Annotated in this window: 8 protein-coding genes; 6 read left to right on the top strand and 2 right to left on the bottom strand. The window is 64.6% G+C overall.

Annotated elements, in window-relative coordinates; genetic code table 11:
• Positions 1-90 precede the first annotated feature (90 nt).
• From L2Y96_RS08290 to L2Y96_RS08280, 3 genes are all read left to right on the top strand, one after another.
• The gene (locus tag L2Y96_RS08290) at positions 91-756 is read left to right on the top strand and encodes a carbonic anhydrase (protein ID WP_247335409.1); all 666 of its coding nucleotides are present in this window, start codon (positions 91-93) and stop codon (positions 754-756) included.
• A complete protein-coding gene (locus tag L2Y96_RS08285; RefSeq protein WP_247335406.1) occupies positions 753-1,631 on the top strand; it encodes a bestrophin family protein in 879 nt (292 codons plus the stop codon). Before L2Y96_RS08290 ends, L2Y96_RS08285 begins: the two co-directional genes overlap by 4 nt.
• 207 nt (positions 1,632-1,838) lie before the next feature.
• Positions 1,839-4,244, top strand: a complete 2,406-nt coding sequence (locus tag L2Y96_RS08280; RefSeq protein WP_247335404.1) for a GH92 family glycosyl hydrolase — start codon at positions 1,839-1,841, stop codon at positions 4,242-4,244.
• A gap of 105 nt (positions 4,245-4,349) precedes the next feature.
• Here L2Y96_RS08280 and L2Y96_RS08275 read toward each other — a convergent pair whose 3' ends face one another.
• Together L2Y96_RS08275 and L2Y96_RS08270 are read right to left on the bottom strand one after the other, a co-directional pair.
• Entirely contained in the window at positions 4,350-6,671 is a 2,322-nt protein-coding gene (locus L2Y96_RS08275) for a heavy metal translocating P-type ATPase (RefSeq protein WP_247335375.1), read from the bottom strand.
• A complete protein-coding gene (locus L2Y96_RS08270; protein ID WP_247335372.1) occupies positions 6,668-7,084 on the bottom strand; it encodes a heavy metal-responsive transcriptional regulator in 417 nt (138 codons plus the stop codon). Before L2Y96_RS08270 ends, L2Y96_RS08275 begins: the two co-directional genes overlap by 4 nt.
• Before the next feature lie 792 nt (positions 7,085-7,876).
• Between L2Y96_RS08270 and L2Y96_RS08265 the strand changes: the two genes are divergently transcribed.
• From L2Y96_RS08265 to L2Y96_RS08255, 3 genes are all read left to right on the top strand, one after another.
• Entirely contained in the window at positions 7,877-11,107 is a 3,231-nt protein-coding gene (locus L2Y96_RS08265; protein ID WP_247335369.1) for a TonB-dependent receptor, read from the top strand.
• Positions 11,108-11,190: 83 nt separating this feature from the next.
• Positions 11,191-13,560, top strand: coding sequence for a GH92 family glycosyl hydrolase (locus tag L2Y96_RS08260; RefSeq protein ID WP_247335367.1), 2,370 nt, complete (start codon positions 11,191-11,193; stop codon positions 13,558-13,560).
• Positions 13,561-13,595: 35 nt separating this feature from the next.
• Positions 13,596-15,464 carry a glycoside hydrolase family 2 protein gene (locus L2Y96_RS08255; protein WP_247335358.1) on the top strand — a complete coding sequence of 623 codons (1,869 nt, stop codon included), beginning with the start codon at positions 13,596-13,598 and terminating at the stop codon, positions 15,462-15,464.
• Positions 15,465-15,468 lie beyond the last annotated feature (4 nt).

Below are 15,468 nucleotides of genomic sequence, written 5' to 3'. Positions count from 1 at the left end.
CTGCGCATTTCCATCACCCGGGTTTGCCTTAAACTGCGTCACCTAAGCCCGCCTGGCGCCCTGCTGGCGGCACTATTCCAAGGTGAGCACATGACCCAGGAAACCCCGCGCGACGACAGCCTGCTTGGCTTGCTCAAGGGTGTCGAAGACTTCAGCGCCAACGTCTTCCCCGAGACCCAGCAGCTGTTCAGCGAACTGGCCGAAGGCCAGAGCCCGCATACCCTTTTCATCACCTGCGCGGATTCCCGCGTGGTGCCGGAAATGATCACCCAGACCCAGCCGGGCGACCTGTTCGTCTGCCGCAACATCGGCAATATCGTACCGGGTTACGGCGAGATGCTCGGTGGCGTGTCTGCCGTGGTCGAGTTCGCGGTGGCCGTGCTGCGCGTACGCCACGTGGTCATCTGCGGTCACAGCGATTGCGGCGCCATGAAGGGCCTGCTGAACCCGGATTCCACCAAGAGCCTGCCGACGGTCGAAGCCTGGCTGCGTAATGCGGCCGCGGCAAAGAGCGCCGTGTTCGCCCGCCAGCCCGAGCCGGCCGACGTACTGAAGGATGTCACCCAGCAGAACGTCCGCCTGCAGCTCGACCATCTGCGCACGCATCCGGCCGTCACCGCTGCCCTGGCCAACCACGCCATCACGCTGCAAGGCTGGGTCTACGACATCGGCGACGGCACGATCGCCGTGCTCGACAAGGCCTCGGATACGTTCATCCCGCTGGCCGAAGCCATCAAGAAAGAACACAGCGCATGATCCTGCCGGGGCGCGCGCACCTCGGCCACATCCTCCGCTACGTCGGCAGGCCATTGGCCTTGCTGTTCGCGTGGGACGTGGCGGTCACCGCGTTCTGGTATTTCGCTCATCCGCGCTGGACGGCGGACTTCCCCGCCCTGCCCATCACCTTGCTGGGCTCGGCGATCGCCGTGTATCTGAGCTTCCGTAACACCACCGCCTACGCGCGGTGGTGGGAGGCGCGCACCTTGTGGGGCGCGATGGTCAATGCCTCGCGCACCCTGGCCCGTGAAGCCGTCACGCTGCTGCCCGAGCGGGCCACGGGCATCACCGTGGTCCACCGCCAGATCGCCTACGTGCAGGCCCTGCGCCTGCATTTACGGCGCCAGGTGCCGTGGGACGAACTTAGCCCGCGCCTTCCGCCCCAGGAAGTCGCCCGGCTTAAGCAGGTCGGCAACGTACCCAATGCCATGCACATGGCCACGGCGGAGCTCATCGCCGGCGCCAGGCCCGATCCCATCCTGCTTGCGTCGCTGACCCGCACGCTTTCGGATATCTCCAACGCCCAGGGCGGCATGGAGCGGATCAAGAACACCCCGCTGCCCCAGCAATACGCGACGTACCCGGCGATCTTCACCCACGGGTTCTGCCTGCTGTTGCCGCTGAGCCTGGTGGAAAGCCTGGGCCTATGGACGCCGCTGGGCTCCACGGTCGCCGGCTTCCTGTTCCTTGCGCTCCTGCAAATCGGCAACGACATGCAGAACCCGTTCGAGAACCTCGACGACGACGTGCCGCTGACCACGCTCACGCGCGCCATCGAGATCGACCTGCGCGACATGCTGGGCGAGACGCACGAGCTGAAGCCCGTCCAGCCCGAGAACGGCATCCTGTTTTAGCTGCCGACGCCCCGTAGGAGCCCACCCTGTGGGCGACGCTGTTCGCGATACCGCCACAGGGCCTGCGGCGGAGAGGCGAAAGATGTCGCCCACAGGGTGGGCTCCTACGGGACTCATGTTGCGGTGCAGTCATGACCGGTGGCACACGACACTGCGCGCCGCAGGGATTTCAATCGATATAAATTAGCCCATCGTGGAGGTTCCCCCTTGCGCGCGTTCCAGCCGATCGCTCTTGCCGCTGCCCTTTTCCCCGCCTTGGCCGGTGCCGCCTCCACGCCTGCGGAGCTTGTGAACCCGCTGATTGGCACGACGAACGGGGGCAATGTGTTCCCCGGCGCCGTGGTGCCGTTCGGCATGTTCCAGTTCACGCCGGAAGCCTCGCCGCTGCCGGGCAAGAAATCGCCGATCGCCGCACCGGGTGGTTATGAGTACCGCGCGGATGCCATCCGCGGCTTCGCCCTCACCAACGTGGAAGGCTGGGGCTGCGGCGGCGGTTCGGGCGACGTGCCGATCATGCCGATCACCGAGGATGTCGTCGCATCGCCCAGCACGGACTTCCGCCACGCCTACGCCTCGAAGTTCAGCCACGCCAACGAGACCGCGAAGGCGGGCCACTACCAGGTGAAGCTGGATAACGGCGTCACCGCCGACCTCGCCGCCGCCCTGCACAGCGGCGCGGGCCGCTTCGCCTTCCCCGCAGGCAAGCCGGTGAACATCCTCGTCCGCGCGTCGGATTCCGAAGTGGGCTCGGAGAACGCCACGGTCAACGTGGACAAGGCCAACCACCGCATCAGCGGCTCGGTGACCAGCGGCAACTTCTGCGGCTACATCGACAAGGCCGACCGGCATAGCTATTACACGGTCCACTACGTGATCGAGTTCGACCAGCCGTTCGCCAGCACCGGCACGTGGAAGGACACCACCGTCACCAAGGGCGGCACGAAGAGCGAGGGCGGCTCCGGTTACGGCGACAAGGGCTGGCCGAAGGAAGGCAACGGCTCCGGCGCATGGGTGGGCTTCGCTCCCGGCACGAAAGATGTGAACGTACGCGTCGGCATCTCCTACGTCAGCGCCGCCAACGCGCAGGCCAACCTCGATGCCGAAGTGCCCAGGGGCACGACGTTCGAGAAGGTCCGCGACAATGCCGTCGCCGACTGGAACAAGCAGCTTTCCCGCATCGAGATCGACGGCGGCACGCCCGACCAGCGCACCGTGTTCTACACCGCGCTGTACCACGCCTCGATGACCCCGAACGTCTTCAGCGACGTCAACGGCGAGTACATGGGCTTCGACCAGAAGCCGCATAAGGTCACCGGCACGCAGCACGCGCAGTACGCCAACTTCTCCGGCTGGGACGTGTACCGCTCGCAGCTGCCGATGCTGGCCTGGCTCACCCCGAAGATCGCCAGCGATATCGGCCAGAGTCTGTACAACCAGGCCCAGCAGAACCACGGCGTGTGGGATCGCTGGACGCATAACAACGGCGCGACACACGTCATGAATGGTGACCCCGCCGCGCCGTCGATCGCGGGTATCTATGCCTTCGGTGCGCGAGATTTCGACGCGAAGGGCGCCCTCGCCTCGCTGATCCACGCGGCCGACAACCCCACCGCGCTCGATACCTCGATGGACGGTTGCCCGGTCGAATGCGTCGGCCAGCGCCCCGGCCTCGACCAATGGCTGAAGCTGCACTACATCCCGGTCGGCGCACCGGCATGGGGCCCGGCCGCCGATACGCTCGAGCTGGTGGCGGCCGAGTTCGCACTGAGCGCTATGTCCGAACGCATGGGCGACAAGGCGAACGCCGACCGCTTCCTCGGCCGGGCGCAGTACTGGCGCAACCTGTTCGACCCGAAGGCAGCGCCGGATGGCGGCTATATCCGTAACCGTAACGCCGATGGCTCGTGGGCGCAGGTGAAGGACGACGACGACAAGGAAGCGCACGATTTCGTGCCCTCTACGGAGGACGGCTTCGTCGAAGGCAGCGCCGCGCAGTACGTTTGGATGGTGCCGTTCAACGTGCACGGCTTGTTTGAAGCCATGGGCGGCATGGATAAGGCCACGAAGCGCCTGGACAACTACTTCTACCAGCCGGATGGCAAGTTCGCCGTCACCAAGTCGGGCCCGCTGCATGCCGAACTGGATAACGAACCGTCGATCGGCGGTCCGTGGCTGTACAACTACGCCGGCCAGCCGTGGAAGACGCAGGAGCTCGTCCGTCGCGTGCTCGATACGATCTGGGTGAATGCACCGAATGGCATCCCCGGCAACGACGATCTCGGCGAGATGTCCTCGTGGTACGTGTTCGCCGCGCTGGGCATTTACCCGAACATCCCGGGCCGCGCGGAGTTCATCGTCGGCAGCCCGCTGTTCACCAAAGCCGTCATCCATCGCGAAGGCGGTGACGTGACGATCCTCGCGCCGAACGCCGGCATGGGTAAGCCCTATGTCCACGGCCTGAAGGTCAACGGCAAGCCGGTCGATCAGTCGTGGCTGCCGGAAACCTTCGCACTGAAGGGCGGCACGCTCGAGTTCGACCTGAAGGACACGCCGAACAAGGCATGGGCATCGAAGGCCAAGGACGCCCCGCCGTCGTTCGACACGAAGAAGTAACAGCCCCCTGTAGGAGCCCACCCTGTGGGCGACGCCTTTCGCACCACCGCCACAGGGCCTGTGGTTCTTCCGCGAAAGATGTCGCCCACAGGGTGGGCTCCTACGTTAGATGGCTTTGCTACGCAGGCGCAGCGCGTTGCCCACCACCGATACCGAGCTCAGGCTCATCGCCAGCGCGGCGATCATCGGCGAGAGCGTGAGGCCTAGCAGCGGGTACAAGATGCCGGCGGCGAGCGGCACGCCGGCCGCGTTGTAGATGAAAGCGAACAGCAGGTTCTGGCGGATGTTCTTCACCGTCGCTTCCGACAACGCGCGTGCCCGGGCGATACCGGCCAGATCGCCCTTCAACAGGGTGACCGAGGCGCTCTCGATGGCAATGTCGCTGCCATTGCCCATGCCGATGCCGATATCCGCCTTTGCCAGTGCAGGCGCGTCGTTCACGCCATCACCCGCCATGGCCACCTTGCGACCTTCGGCTTTCAACCGGGCCACGTAGTTCGCCTTGTCTTCCGGCGAGGCACCGGCATGCACATCATCGATCGGCAGCGCGGACGCCACGGCCTTCGCCGTCACCGCGTTGTCGCCCGTGAGCATCACCAGGCGCACGCCGGCCTCATGCAGCGCCTCCAGTGCTGGCTTCGTCGACGGCTTGACGGCATCCGCCAGCGAGAGCACGGCGGCCAGCCGGCCATCGATCGCCACATACATCGCCGTGGCGCCCTTCGCACGCCACTTCTCGGCAATGTCGCGCCCTGCGGCCGCATCAACACGCTGGTCTTCCATCAACCGGCCGTTGCCCACGGCCACGTCATGGCCCTCGACCCGACCAGCAACGCCCCGGCCCACGACCACCTGGAACCCGGCCACCTTGTAAGCAGGCGCACCCTCGCCTTCTGCCGCGGCAACGATCGCCGCAGCGAGAGGGTGTTCGCTCGGTCGCTCCACGGCGGCAGCGAACGCCAGCACCTCGGCGCGCTCGCGGCCAAACGTGCGCATATCCACCAGCGAAGGCTTGCCTTCCGTCAGCGTGCCGGTCTTGTCGAACACCAACGTGTCGATATCACGCAGGGATTCGATCGCCGCCGCATCACGGAACAACACGCCAGCCTGCGCACCGCGCCCGCTAGCCACCATGATCGACATCGGTGTCGCCAGGCCGAGCGCGCAAGGGCACGCAATGATCAGCACCGACACCGCGGCAACCAGCGCATGGGCAAACACAGGCTCGGGACCGACCAGCCACCACACCACGAACGCGAGCGCGGCGACGAGCACCACGCCTGGCACGAACCAGGCCGCGACCTTGTCAGCGATGCGTTGCGACGGCGCCCGTGAACGCTGGGCTTCCGCCACCATCATCACGATGCGCGAGAGCACCGTATCCGCACCGACGTGATCCACGCGCAGGGTGAGCGCGCCGTGTTGGTTCTGCGTGCCGCCGGTGAGCTTGTCGTGCACTTTCTTCGCCACCGGATTGGCCTCGCCGGTGAGCATCGCTTCATCCACATGGCTTTCGCCGTCAATCACGGTGCCATCAGCCGGCACCTTTTCACCGGGACGAACACGCAGATGGTCACCGACATGAATGTGATCGAGCGGCACATCTTCTTCGCGGCCATCGGCGGCGATGCGGCGCGCGGTCTTCGGCACGAGACCGAGCAGCCCACGCAACGCGGCACCCGTGCGGCGGCGCGCACGCAACTCGAGGAAATCACCGAGGGTCACCAGCGTAACGATGACCGCTGCGGATTCGAAATAGACATCGACATGCCCGTGCATGTCATGCATCGACACGGGAAACATCCCAGGCACGAGCAGCGCGAACACGCTGTACAGCCATGCCACGCCCGTACCCAGGGCGATGAGGGTGTACATGTTCGGCGACCAGGGCTTAAGCGAACGCCAGCCGCGCGCGAAGAACGGCGCACCGCCCCATAGCACCACGACGCTAGCCAGCAACGCCTCGCCCCAACGCGCGAGCGCATCCCAGGGCGAGGGCCACATCCAGCCAAACAAGTGTGGCCCCATCGCCACGACGAACACTGGCAAGGTCAGCGCCAGCAGCACGCCGAAGCGGCGGGCCATCGAGGTCACTTCACCATCATCGTCATCGAGCGACGGCATCGCGGGCTCAAGGGCCATGCCGCACTTTGGGCATGAACCTGGCCCTTCCTGGCGCACTTCGGGGTGCATCGGGCAGGTGTAGATCGTGCCAGCCGGCAACGGCGCCGCCGGCTCGACAGGCGCGAGATAACTCGCAGGATTTGCCATGAACTTCTCGCGGCAGCGTGCGCCGCAGAAGTGATAGTCGTGGCCTTCGTGCGTGTGGTGGTGCGGCGTTTTCGCCGGGTCCACCGTCATGCCGCACACCGGGTCGATGACGGCCGCCTGCGCGGTCGCCTTATGCGAGCAGCAACTCTCGCTCATGCGCTCGGCTCCGCCAGCGCCTTCAGGATCGGACAGTCCTCCGGCGAGCCATGGCCGGGACAGGCATCGACCAGCTCCGCCAGGCCATTACGTACGCGCTGCAATTCGCTTATGCGGTCATCGATGGCCTTTAAACGTGCTGCGGCACGATCACGCACGCCCTCCACGCCGCCATGGCGGTCTGCCGACAAGGCCAGCAGCTCACGGATCTCTTCCAGCGTGAAGCCAAGCTCCTTGGCTCGGCGGATGAAGCGCAGCCGCGACACTGCGGAGGTGTCGTACTCGCGGTAACCCGATGGCCGGCGACGGGGTTCGGGCAGCAAGCCTTCGCGCTCGTAGAACCGGATGGTATCGATGGCGACGCCCGCGCTCTGCGCGATGCGGCCGATGGTGAGGGACGGTTGAGTAGTCATGGCTCAAGTCTAGAGCCTTGAGCTAGCTCCAGAGTCAAGTGATACCCAGGCGCCCTATGACAGCCGTATGACCATGCAGATACATCGGCCGTTCCGACCGTTCCTAGGACATGGAATAGTTCATTTTTGGTGCACATATTGCCGATTTTGCATATATGGCACCCCGTCATCGTGACTGCGCCGCAACAAGGCCTGCCCGGAGTCGTTCGCATTTGGCTGTCTAAACGGCGCCACAGCGCCATTTGTTTACGATTTTTCGTAGATCTCTTCTGGTTTTGCGACGCAGCGTGACACCCCCCTACCCGACCCCGTTAAATCTGCGTCGGGGAATTAGATCGATCCAAGCCGAGAACCGACCGCAGAAACGGCCGACTCGATTTGGCGCAAGGCGGGGGTGGGGCAAGGGGTAACGTGCGCTGCATGCGCCGGCCCGCAGGTAGCCGCAACCCGCCGAACCGTTTGAGGGGAATGGGAAGCGACTACGTGAATGTAAAAACTACCCGTCATTCCATGATCCAGGGCCCACGCCTTTCGCGCGGCGCCCTTCTCTTCGTCTTTTCCGATGCGCCGCGGCACCCCGCCGTGGTGTTTCCGCACAACTGAAGCACCCACCGCCGACAAGCCCGGGGGCGCGTCGGCATTCTGAAATTTGGATCGATCCAAGACTGATGGCGAGAGGAGGACGCGTGCAGCACTAATTCGCGCATCTGCACCGGGTGATCAAACGGGGGATCACCGCGCTACGCCCACCAGGGCACATTTTCATTGAGGGATGAAAAAGAAATGTCTTACATGCCGCAACTTTTCAAGCGCAAGCCGCTGTGCGCCGCACTGGCCACCGCCACTCTTTCACTAGCCGTCGTTGCACCCGCCGCTGCCTTCGCGCAGCCTGCCGCACCCACCGCGCCTGTCTCCACGCCCGCCGCCGCACCGGCCCCGGCGCAGGATCAGCAGCAGTCGCAGGCTGATGCGGACCAGGCCAAGAAGGACGCCAACCAGAAGAAGAAGGATGGCAAGCAGGCCCGCGCCAACGACGAGCAGAGCCCGATCAACCTGGATACGGTGGTCGTCACGAGCTACCGCCAGTCGATCGACCAGAACGTGCAGGACAAGCGCGAAGCGAACTCCATCGTCGAAGTGATCAATGCGCAGAATATTGCGCAGTTCCCGGCGAAGAATATTGCTGACGCGCTGGCGCACGTGCCGGGCGTGGTCATCAGCCGCGAATCGGGCGAAGGCAAGACCGTCAGCATCCGCGGCCTGGCCCCGGAACTGACCTACACGCAGTTGAACGGTAACTACGTCGCTTCGGCCGATACCTCGGCCGGCCTCACCCGTTCGTTCAACTACACGCTGTTCCCGGCGAACATGTTCTCGGACATCAAGCTCTACAAGAGCCTTGAGGCCCGCCTGGATGAAGGTGGCATCGGCGGTAACGTCGATCTGCGCACCCGTCGCCCGCTCGAGATGGAAGCCAACGAAGGCTTCGTGACCGGCACCGGCGCCATGTCCGATACCAGCGGCAAGACCGAACCGCAGGGTTCGGCGCTGTATTCGTGGAAGAACAAGGACGAGACGTTCGGCTTCCTCGTTGCCGGCTCGTACCAGAAGCGCCAGGCCACCACGTATGAAGCGGATGCTTCCAGCTGGCACTGGTGGTCGGATGACTGTAAGGATCACACCACCTGCACGCAGGCACCGGTGGATATCCACGGCAACCCGTACGACTCCGCGGTCAACAACAACATCGACCTGTGGGGCAATGGCGTCGTCGACCAGGCGGGCAACGTCTCGAATGGTTTCTGGATGCCGCAGCAGTTCGCCACGAGCCGCAACGACCTGAGCCTGAAGACCAAAGGCGCCCAGGCCACGATGCAGTTCAAGCCGAGCGACCACTTCCTGCTGACGGGTAACTACTTCCGTTTCGAGCGCCAGCAGACCCAGATCACCAACACGCTGGAAATCCCCGAGTGGGGCCTGCCGAACAACAGCAACTACGCTGACCAGAACGGCCGCCTGCTCGCCCCGAACGGCCTGACCTTCGACCCGTCGCACACCATCGTGACCGGCGCGAACTACCAGCTGCCGGCCGCTGGCGTCGGTTGTAACTCCACGACCAACCCGGTGACCGGCGCGCAGCGCCAGCCGGTCGACGTCTGCTCCACCGAAATCCCCTGGCTCAACGGTAACTACTCCGTCGAGAAGGCCACCTCGCAGACCCTCAACTTGGAAGGCGAGTGGGACAACGGCGGTTCGCTCAGCGGCTCGTTCAACTTCGGCCGCACCTGGGCCAAGGGTGGCCCGTCGGTCGAACTGGGCATGGCTGCCAAGCCGCGTAACTTCGTCAACGGCGCGTGGGTCGACGGCAGCAATGGTGCCTCGTGGACCACGGCTGGCGGCGCCAACAGCAGCAAGCCGGGCATCAGTGCCGAGCAGGACGTGCTGAACAACATGCTCAACGGCGCGGGCCAGGTCGACCTGGGTTCCACCGGTTCGAACATGGTCAACACCTCGAACTCGCAGAACTTCGCCCAGGCTGACTTCACCTGGTCGCTCGATTCCAGCTGGCTGCAGTCGATCCAGTTTGGCGGCAAGTACAGCGACGCGAACGCCGAACAGCAGAGCAACGAAGTGCGCTGGTACTGCAAGGGCACCCAGCTGCAGTTCCAGACCTGCGATCCAAACGCGGGCCAGCTGCCGGCAGGCTTCCTGCAGGGTGACTATCTCAATGGCGTGAACCACGCCTATGGCGATGACATCTTCCCGGCGATCAACTTCCCGGCGTACTACAACTACCTGAACCAGACGTACGACCGCGTGCTCTACAACAAGCCGCAGAACAAGTCGTCGATCGGCGAGAAGATCGCAGCTGCCTACGTGCAGGCGAACTTCGACACCGGCACGATCCGCGGTAACGTCGGCGTACGCTTCGTCACGACGAAGCAGGACCTCACCGTCGCCAACCAGGTCACCACCAACAACGCGGTGTACTACCACGACCCGGCGGGCAACATCCTGATCTGCCCGGCCTCGGGCGTGAACGCGGGTGGCGGTGCGTGCGCCCCGGGTGATTTCCAGTACCTGCCGCGCGAAGTGTCAGTCGTCGAGAACTTCACCAACTCGACCACGCAGAAGCGTTACAACAAGTTCCTGCCGAGCTTCAACATCGCCTGGACGATCGCCGATAGCTTCGTCCTGCGTGCCGCGGGCTCGCAGGCCATGGCCCGCGCGAACTACACCGACCTGGCCCAGCTCGGCCAGCTGACCAACAACACGCAGGACTACTACAACGACCGCAAGCAGTTCGGTGCTCCGCTGCCGGGCTGGTACGGTTCGGGTGCCAACGCCGACCTGAAGCCGTTCACGGCTACCCAGTTCGACCTGGCTGGTGAGTGGTACTACGCGCAGCACGGCGTCGTCGGCGTCGATCTGTTCCAGAAGAAGGTGAAGAACTTCGTCGTTCCGGTCACCGTCAACAACATCAATGTTGACGTGGGCGGCACCCAGACGAACTTCCTGCAGTACAGCACCAATGCCAACGGCCGCTCCGGCACGTCGAAGGGCGTTGAAGTCTATGCGCAGCACACCTGGGATACCGGCTTCGGCTACATCGTCAACTACACGCTCAACAAGACGAACGAAACCGCCGTCTCGCTGGGCGATACGCAGGTCGGCAAGGCCGAGCTGATCGGTAGCGCGAAGTACGCCGCCAACGTCTCGCTGTTCTATGAAAAGAACGGCCTGCTGCTCCGTGCCAGCGACAACTGGACCGGCCGCACCATGACCGGCCTGGCCTCGGGCCTGCCGATCTACGCGCAGCCGTACCACCAGATCGACCTGAACGGCGACTATGAATTCAACAAGCACTTCATGGTCACGGCCTCGATCATCAACTTCAACAAGGCTACGCCGCACACCTACCTCGGTAGCGACACGCGCGCACGCCTGGTGCAGCTGATGTACCCTGGCCGCCAGTACTACGTAGGCATCACCTACAAGTTCGGTGGCGACAGCAACAAGTAAAAAAATCGGACGGGGCCAGGCACATCGCCTGGCCCCGTCTTCGTTTCAACGGATGAATCCCCGCTCCGTCGAAGGAAAACCCCATGAATACGCTATTGGCACGCCATCCCCGTCGTGCCCTCGTCCTCGCGCTGTCCGTGCTTGCCATGGGCTCCGCCCTCGCCGGCCAGGCGAAAACCCCGAAGTCCGCCGCCGCGGCCACCGCATCGGTCGATATCGCCAATCCGTTGGTTGGCACCGCGCCGCTGGATGACCAGAAACTCCTTGGCAACGCCCCGCCCCCCGGCGAGCCCACCTACACCGGCATGACCACGCCCGGCGCCAGCCTGCCGCAGAGCGCGACGGAAGCCGCGCCGGTGAACATCAACGCCGACCTGGGTTTTGCCACCGGCGTGCCCGTGGCCTACGACTACCGCCGGCCCACCATGCTGGGCTTCAGCGGCGGCGGCTCCACCTACGGTGCGCGCGGCGCGCCCATCGTCATGGCCGTGGTCGGGGACTGGACCGTACCGCCCGATTACGCGATGTCGGCCTACGACAAGGCCTCCGAGAAGGCGTCGCCCGGCTATTACGCCGTGGATCTCGCCACGTTCCACACGCGCGCCGAACTCACGGCGACGCAGTGGACCAGCCTGATGCGCTTCACCTTCCCGGAAAGCCATCGTTCGAACATCGTCATCAACCTGCGCCGCAACGGCGGCGATGTGGAAGTGGTCGACGACCACACGGTGCGTGGCGTCGCCACGGCCGGCCGCCGTGACCACGATGCGGATGGCCCGTACTTCGTCGCCGAGTTCTCCCGCCCGTTCACCAGCTTCGGCACGTTCCACTCCGAGGTCACGGAGAAAGGCGAAGGCCTGGGTCGTGAAGACGTGCAGGCCGATCGCCGCAAGGTGTCCGGCGACTACGCCGGTGCTTACCTTCACTTCGACACAAAGGCCGGCGACAAGGTGGTGGTGCGCATCGCGCACGGCCACAGCGCCGAAGAAGCCGACCAGCGCCTGAAAGCGCAGGACAGCGACGCCGATTTCGACCGCGTGCACGCCAAGGCGCGCGCGAAGTGGGCCGAGCTGTTCGATCGCGTGCAGGTGAGCGGCGGTACGCCGAAGCAGCGCATGCTGTTCTATTCGACCCTGTACCACTCGTTTGCCAGCCCGCGCATGATCGCCCGCAAGGGTGAGCACTACACTGACTCGCAGGGCAACGATAAGGTCGCCGATTACGACCATTACGGCCCCGTGCCGTTCTGGGATACCGGCCGCAACCAGATCGCCCTGCTCATGCTGATGCAGCCGGCCGTGGTGCAGGACATCATGCGCTCGGAACTGGACCGTGCCCGTGAGCGCGGCTACATGAACACCTCGTTCCATGGCGACCACGCAGTGTTCCTTTACGACGGTGCATGGCAGCGCGGTATCGATTTCGATTACAACGCCGCCTACGAGTACCTGCGCAAGAACGCCACGGACCCGAAGGGCCCGCGCGGTTACCTCGCCGAGTACGACAAGCAGGGCTGGATCTCCGACGAGATACCGGACAACAACCCGAGCCCGCCGCACGCTGGTGGGAAGGCAGGCGTCGCCACGACGCTCGAATACGCGTGGGACGACCATGCCCTGGCCGACTTCGCCCGCCGCCTCGGCAAGACCGACGATGCCGCGATGTTCGAAAAGCGCGCGGCGAACTACCGCAACGTGTTCGACCCCTCGGTCGGCTTCATGCGTGGCCGCACCGCAGACGGCAAGTGGATCTCGCCGTTCGATCCGGGCGAGCCGTACTACAACTTCATGATGAAGGAAGGCTCGGGCTGGTCCACCCTGTGGCTGGTCCCCCATGATGTGCAGGGGCTCATGGACCTGCTCGGTGGCCGCGATAAGTTCAACGCCAAGCTCGATGCGTTCTTCTCCACGCCATACACCGCCAAGGGCATCTGCCGCGATTGCACGGGCCTGATCGGCCAGTACGTGCAGGGCAACCAGCCCGACCAGCAGGCGGCCTACCTGTACGCATGGAGCGGCCAGCCGTGGAAGACCCAGGCGCTCACCCGCCAGATCCTCGCCCAGATGTACGGCAGCGATGCCACCGGTTACGGCTTCCCGGGCATGGACGACCAGGGCTCGACCTCGTCGTGGTACGTGCTGAGCGCGATGGGCTTCTATCCGGTCGATCCCTCGACGCCGGATTACATCATCGGCAGCCCGATCTTCGACGATGTACGCCTGCGCCTGGGCAACGGCAAAGTGTTTGAAATCGTCGCGAAGAATAATTCGGAGAAGAACAAGTACATCCAGTCGGCGACGCTCAACGGCAAACCCTGGACCAAACCCTGGTTCAGCCATGCCGACATCGTCAACGGTGCCACCCTGGTGCTGACGATGGGCCCCGAGCCGAGCAAGACCTGGGGCGCGGCCCCGCAGGATGCCCCGCCCTCGATGACCCACGCAGCGCTCTAAAACGCTATGCGCGACACCGCATGAAAGGACCTTAGATGACGTTCACCCCGAAGCTCCCCCGATCCCGCCCCTACCTCGCCATCACATTGGCCATCGCCCTCGCGGCGCCAGCCATGGCCGTCTCCGCGGCCGACGGCGTGTGGAACGGCAAGACCGCCGTGCTTCCCACCCCGTGGACCGCCGACGTCTCGCCGACGAATGCCCTGCCCGAGTACCCACGCCCCCAGCTCGCCCGCCCGTCGATCGATAAGCCGACGTGGCTGAGCCTCAACGGCTTGTGGGAATACGCCGCGACCGACAAGGCCGCCGCACCCCACTTCGGTGAGGCGCTGAAGGACAAGGTGCTGGTGCCCTACCCGGTCGAGTCCGTGCTCTCCGGCGTGCAGAAGCACTCGGACTTCATGCTTTACCGTCGCACGGTCGAGATCCCCGCCGACTTCACGGCGAAGGGCCAGCACGTGCGCCTGAACTTCGGCGCGGTGGCCCAGGAAGCCACGGTGTACGTCAACGGCAAGCAGGTGGCGAAGCATACGGACGGCTACACGTCGTTTAGCGCCGACATCACCGCTGCGCTGCGCCCCAGCGGCCCGCAGGAAATCGTCGTGGCCGTGCACGCGCCGGTCGACGGCGAGAACGTCATGGTCGGCAAGCAGCGCCTCAAGCCCGAAGGCATCTTCTACACCCCCGCCTCGGGCATCTGGCAGTCGGTGTGGATCGAGCCGGTGCCGGCGGCCAGCCTGGCGCAGCTGACCTTCACGAGCGACGCGAGCCTGGATGGCTTTACCGTCGACACGAAGGTCGATGGCAAGGCCGCGGGTGCGACGCTTCATGTCACGGCCTACGCCAACGGCAACGCCGTCGGTGAGGCATCCGGCGCGGCCGGCAAGCCGCTGCACCTGGCGATCAAGGACCCGCACCTGTGGAGCCCCGCCGACCCGTTCCTGTACACGTTCAAGGCCACGCTCAGCCAGGGCGGCCAGAACGATGAAGTGACGAGTTACGCGGGCCTGCGCACGATCGGCATCAAGTCGATCGATGGCAAGAACCGTATCGTGCTCAACGGCAAGCCCACCTTCCTGCTCGCCACGCTCGACCAGGGCTACTGGCCGGATGGCATCCACACCGCCCCGACCGACGCGGCGCTGAAGTTCGATATCCAGAAGACCAAGGATTTCGGCTTCAACACCATCCGCAAGCACATCAAGGTGGAACCGGCACGCTGGTACTACTGGGCCGACCGCATTGGCCTGATGGTGTGGCAGGACATGCCCGCCATGCCGAACGGCCACAACGACAAGATCAGCGAAGCCGACAAAACCCGGTTCAAAAAGGACGTCACCGCGATCGTCAACCAGCTCAAGGGCGAGACCTCGATCATCGGCTGGATCCCGTTCAACGAAGGCTGGGGCCAGTGGAGCATTCCGGCGGCGGGTGAACTCTCCGCCCAGATCAAGAAGCTCGATCCCTCGCGCCTGGTCAACGCACGCAGCGGCTACAACTGCTGCGATACCAAGGGCGATGTCCACGCTGGGGACATGATCGACGTGCACGACTACCAGGGCCCGGGCCTGCCGGCGCCGGACGCGAAGCGTGCATCGATGGATGGCGAACATGGCGGCCTGACGCTGGGCGTGCCGGGCCATGTCTGGCCGAACACCGCGATCAACCCGTATGGCGATGTGAAGGACCAGGCTGCGCTCAACGCCGGCTACGTGGCCAATACGGCGGTGCTGCGTGACAAGGCGCCAGCCATCGGCGTATCGGGTAGCGTCTATACGCAGATCACCGACGTCGAGGGCGAGCACAATGGTCTCTACACCTACGATCGCAAGGTCGAAAAGGTTGACGAGGCAAAGGTGCGGGAGATCAACGAAGCGACGATCCGCGCGAATAGCGCGCCGTGATGCC

Origin of the sequence: Luteibacter aegosomaticola (assembly GCF_023078475.1) — a bacterium.
Lineage (GTDB): Bacteria > Pseudomonadota > Gammaproteobacteria > Xanthomonadales > Rhodanobacteraceae > Luteibacter > Luteibacter aegosomaticola.
The sequence above is the reverse complement of the archived record's forward strand: the minus strand, read 5'-3'. Positions and strand labels throughout refer to the sequence as shown.

Bases quoted from the DNA above. Each gene is read 5' to 3' on its own strand.
- L2Y96_RS08290 (WP_247335409.1), top strand. From the start codon at position 91: ATGACCCAGGAAACCCCGCGCGACGACAGCCTGCTTGGCTTGCTCAAG.
- L2Y96_RS08265 (WP_247335369.1), top strand. From the start codon at position 7,877: ATGCCGCAACTTTTCAAGCGCAAGCCGCTGTGCGCCGCACTGGCCACC.
- L2Y96_RS08275 (WP_247335375.1), bottom strand. From the start codon at position 6,671: ATGAGCGAGAGTTGCTGCTCGCATAAGGCGACCGCGCAGGCGGCCGTC.
- L2Y96_RS08270 (WP_247335372.1), bottom strand. From the start codon at position 7,084: ATGACTACTCAACCGTCCCTCACCATCGGCCGCATCGCGCAGAGCGCG.
- L2Y96_RS08255 (WP_247335358.1), top strand. From the start codon at position 13,596: ATGACGTTCACCCCGAAGCTCCCCCGATCCCGCCCCTACCTCGCCATC.
- L2Y96_RS08260 (WP_247335367.1), top strand. From the start codon at position 11,191: ATGAATACGCTATTGGCACGCCATCCCCGTCGTGCCCTCGTCCTCGCG.
- L2Y96_RS08285 (WP_247335406.1), top strand. From the start codon at position 753: ATGATCCTGCCGGGGCGCGCGCACCTCGGCCACATCCTCCGCTACGTC.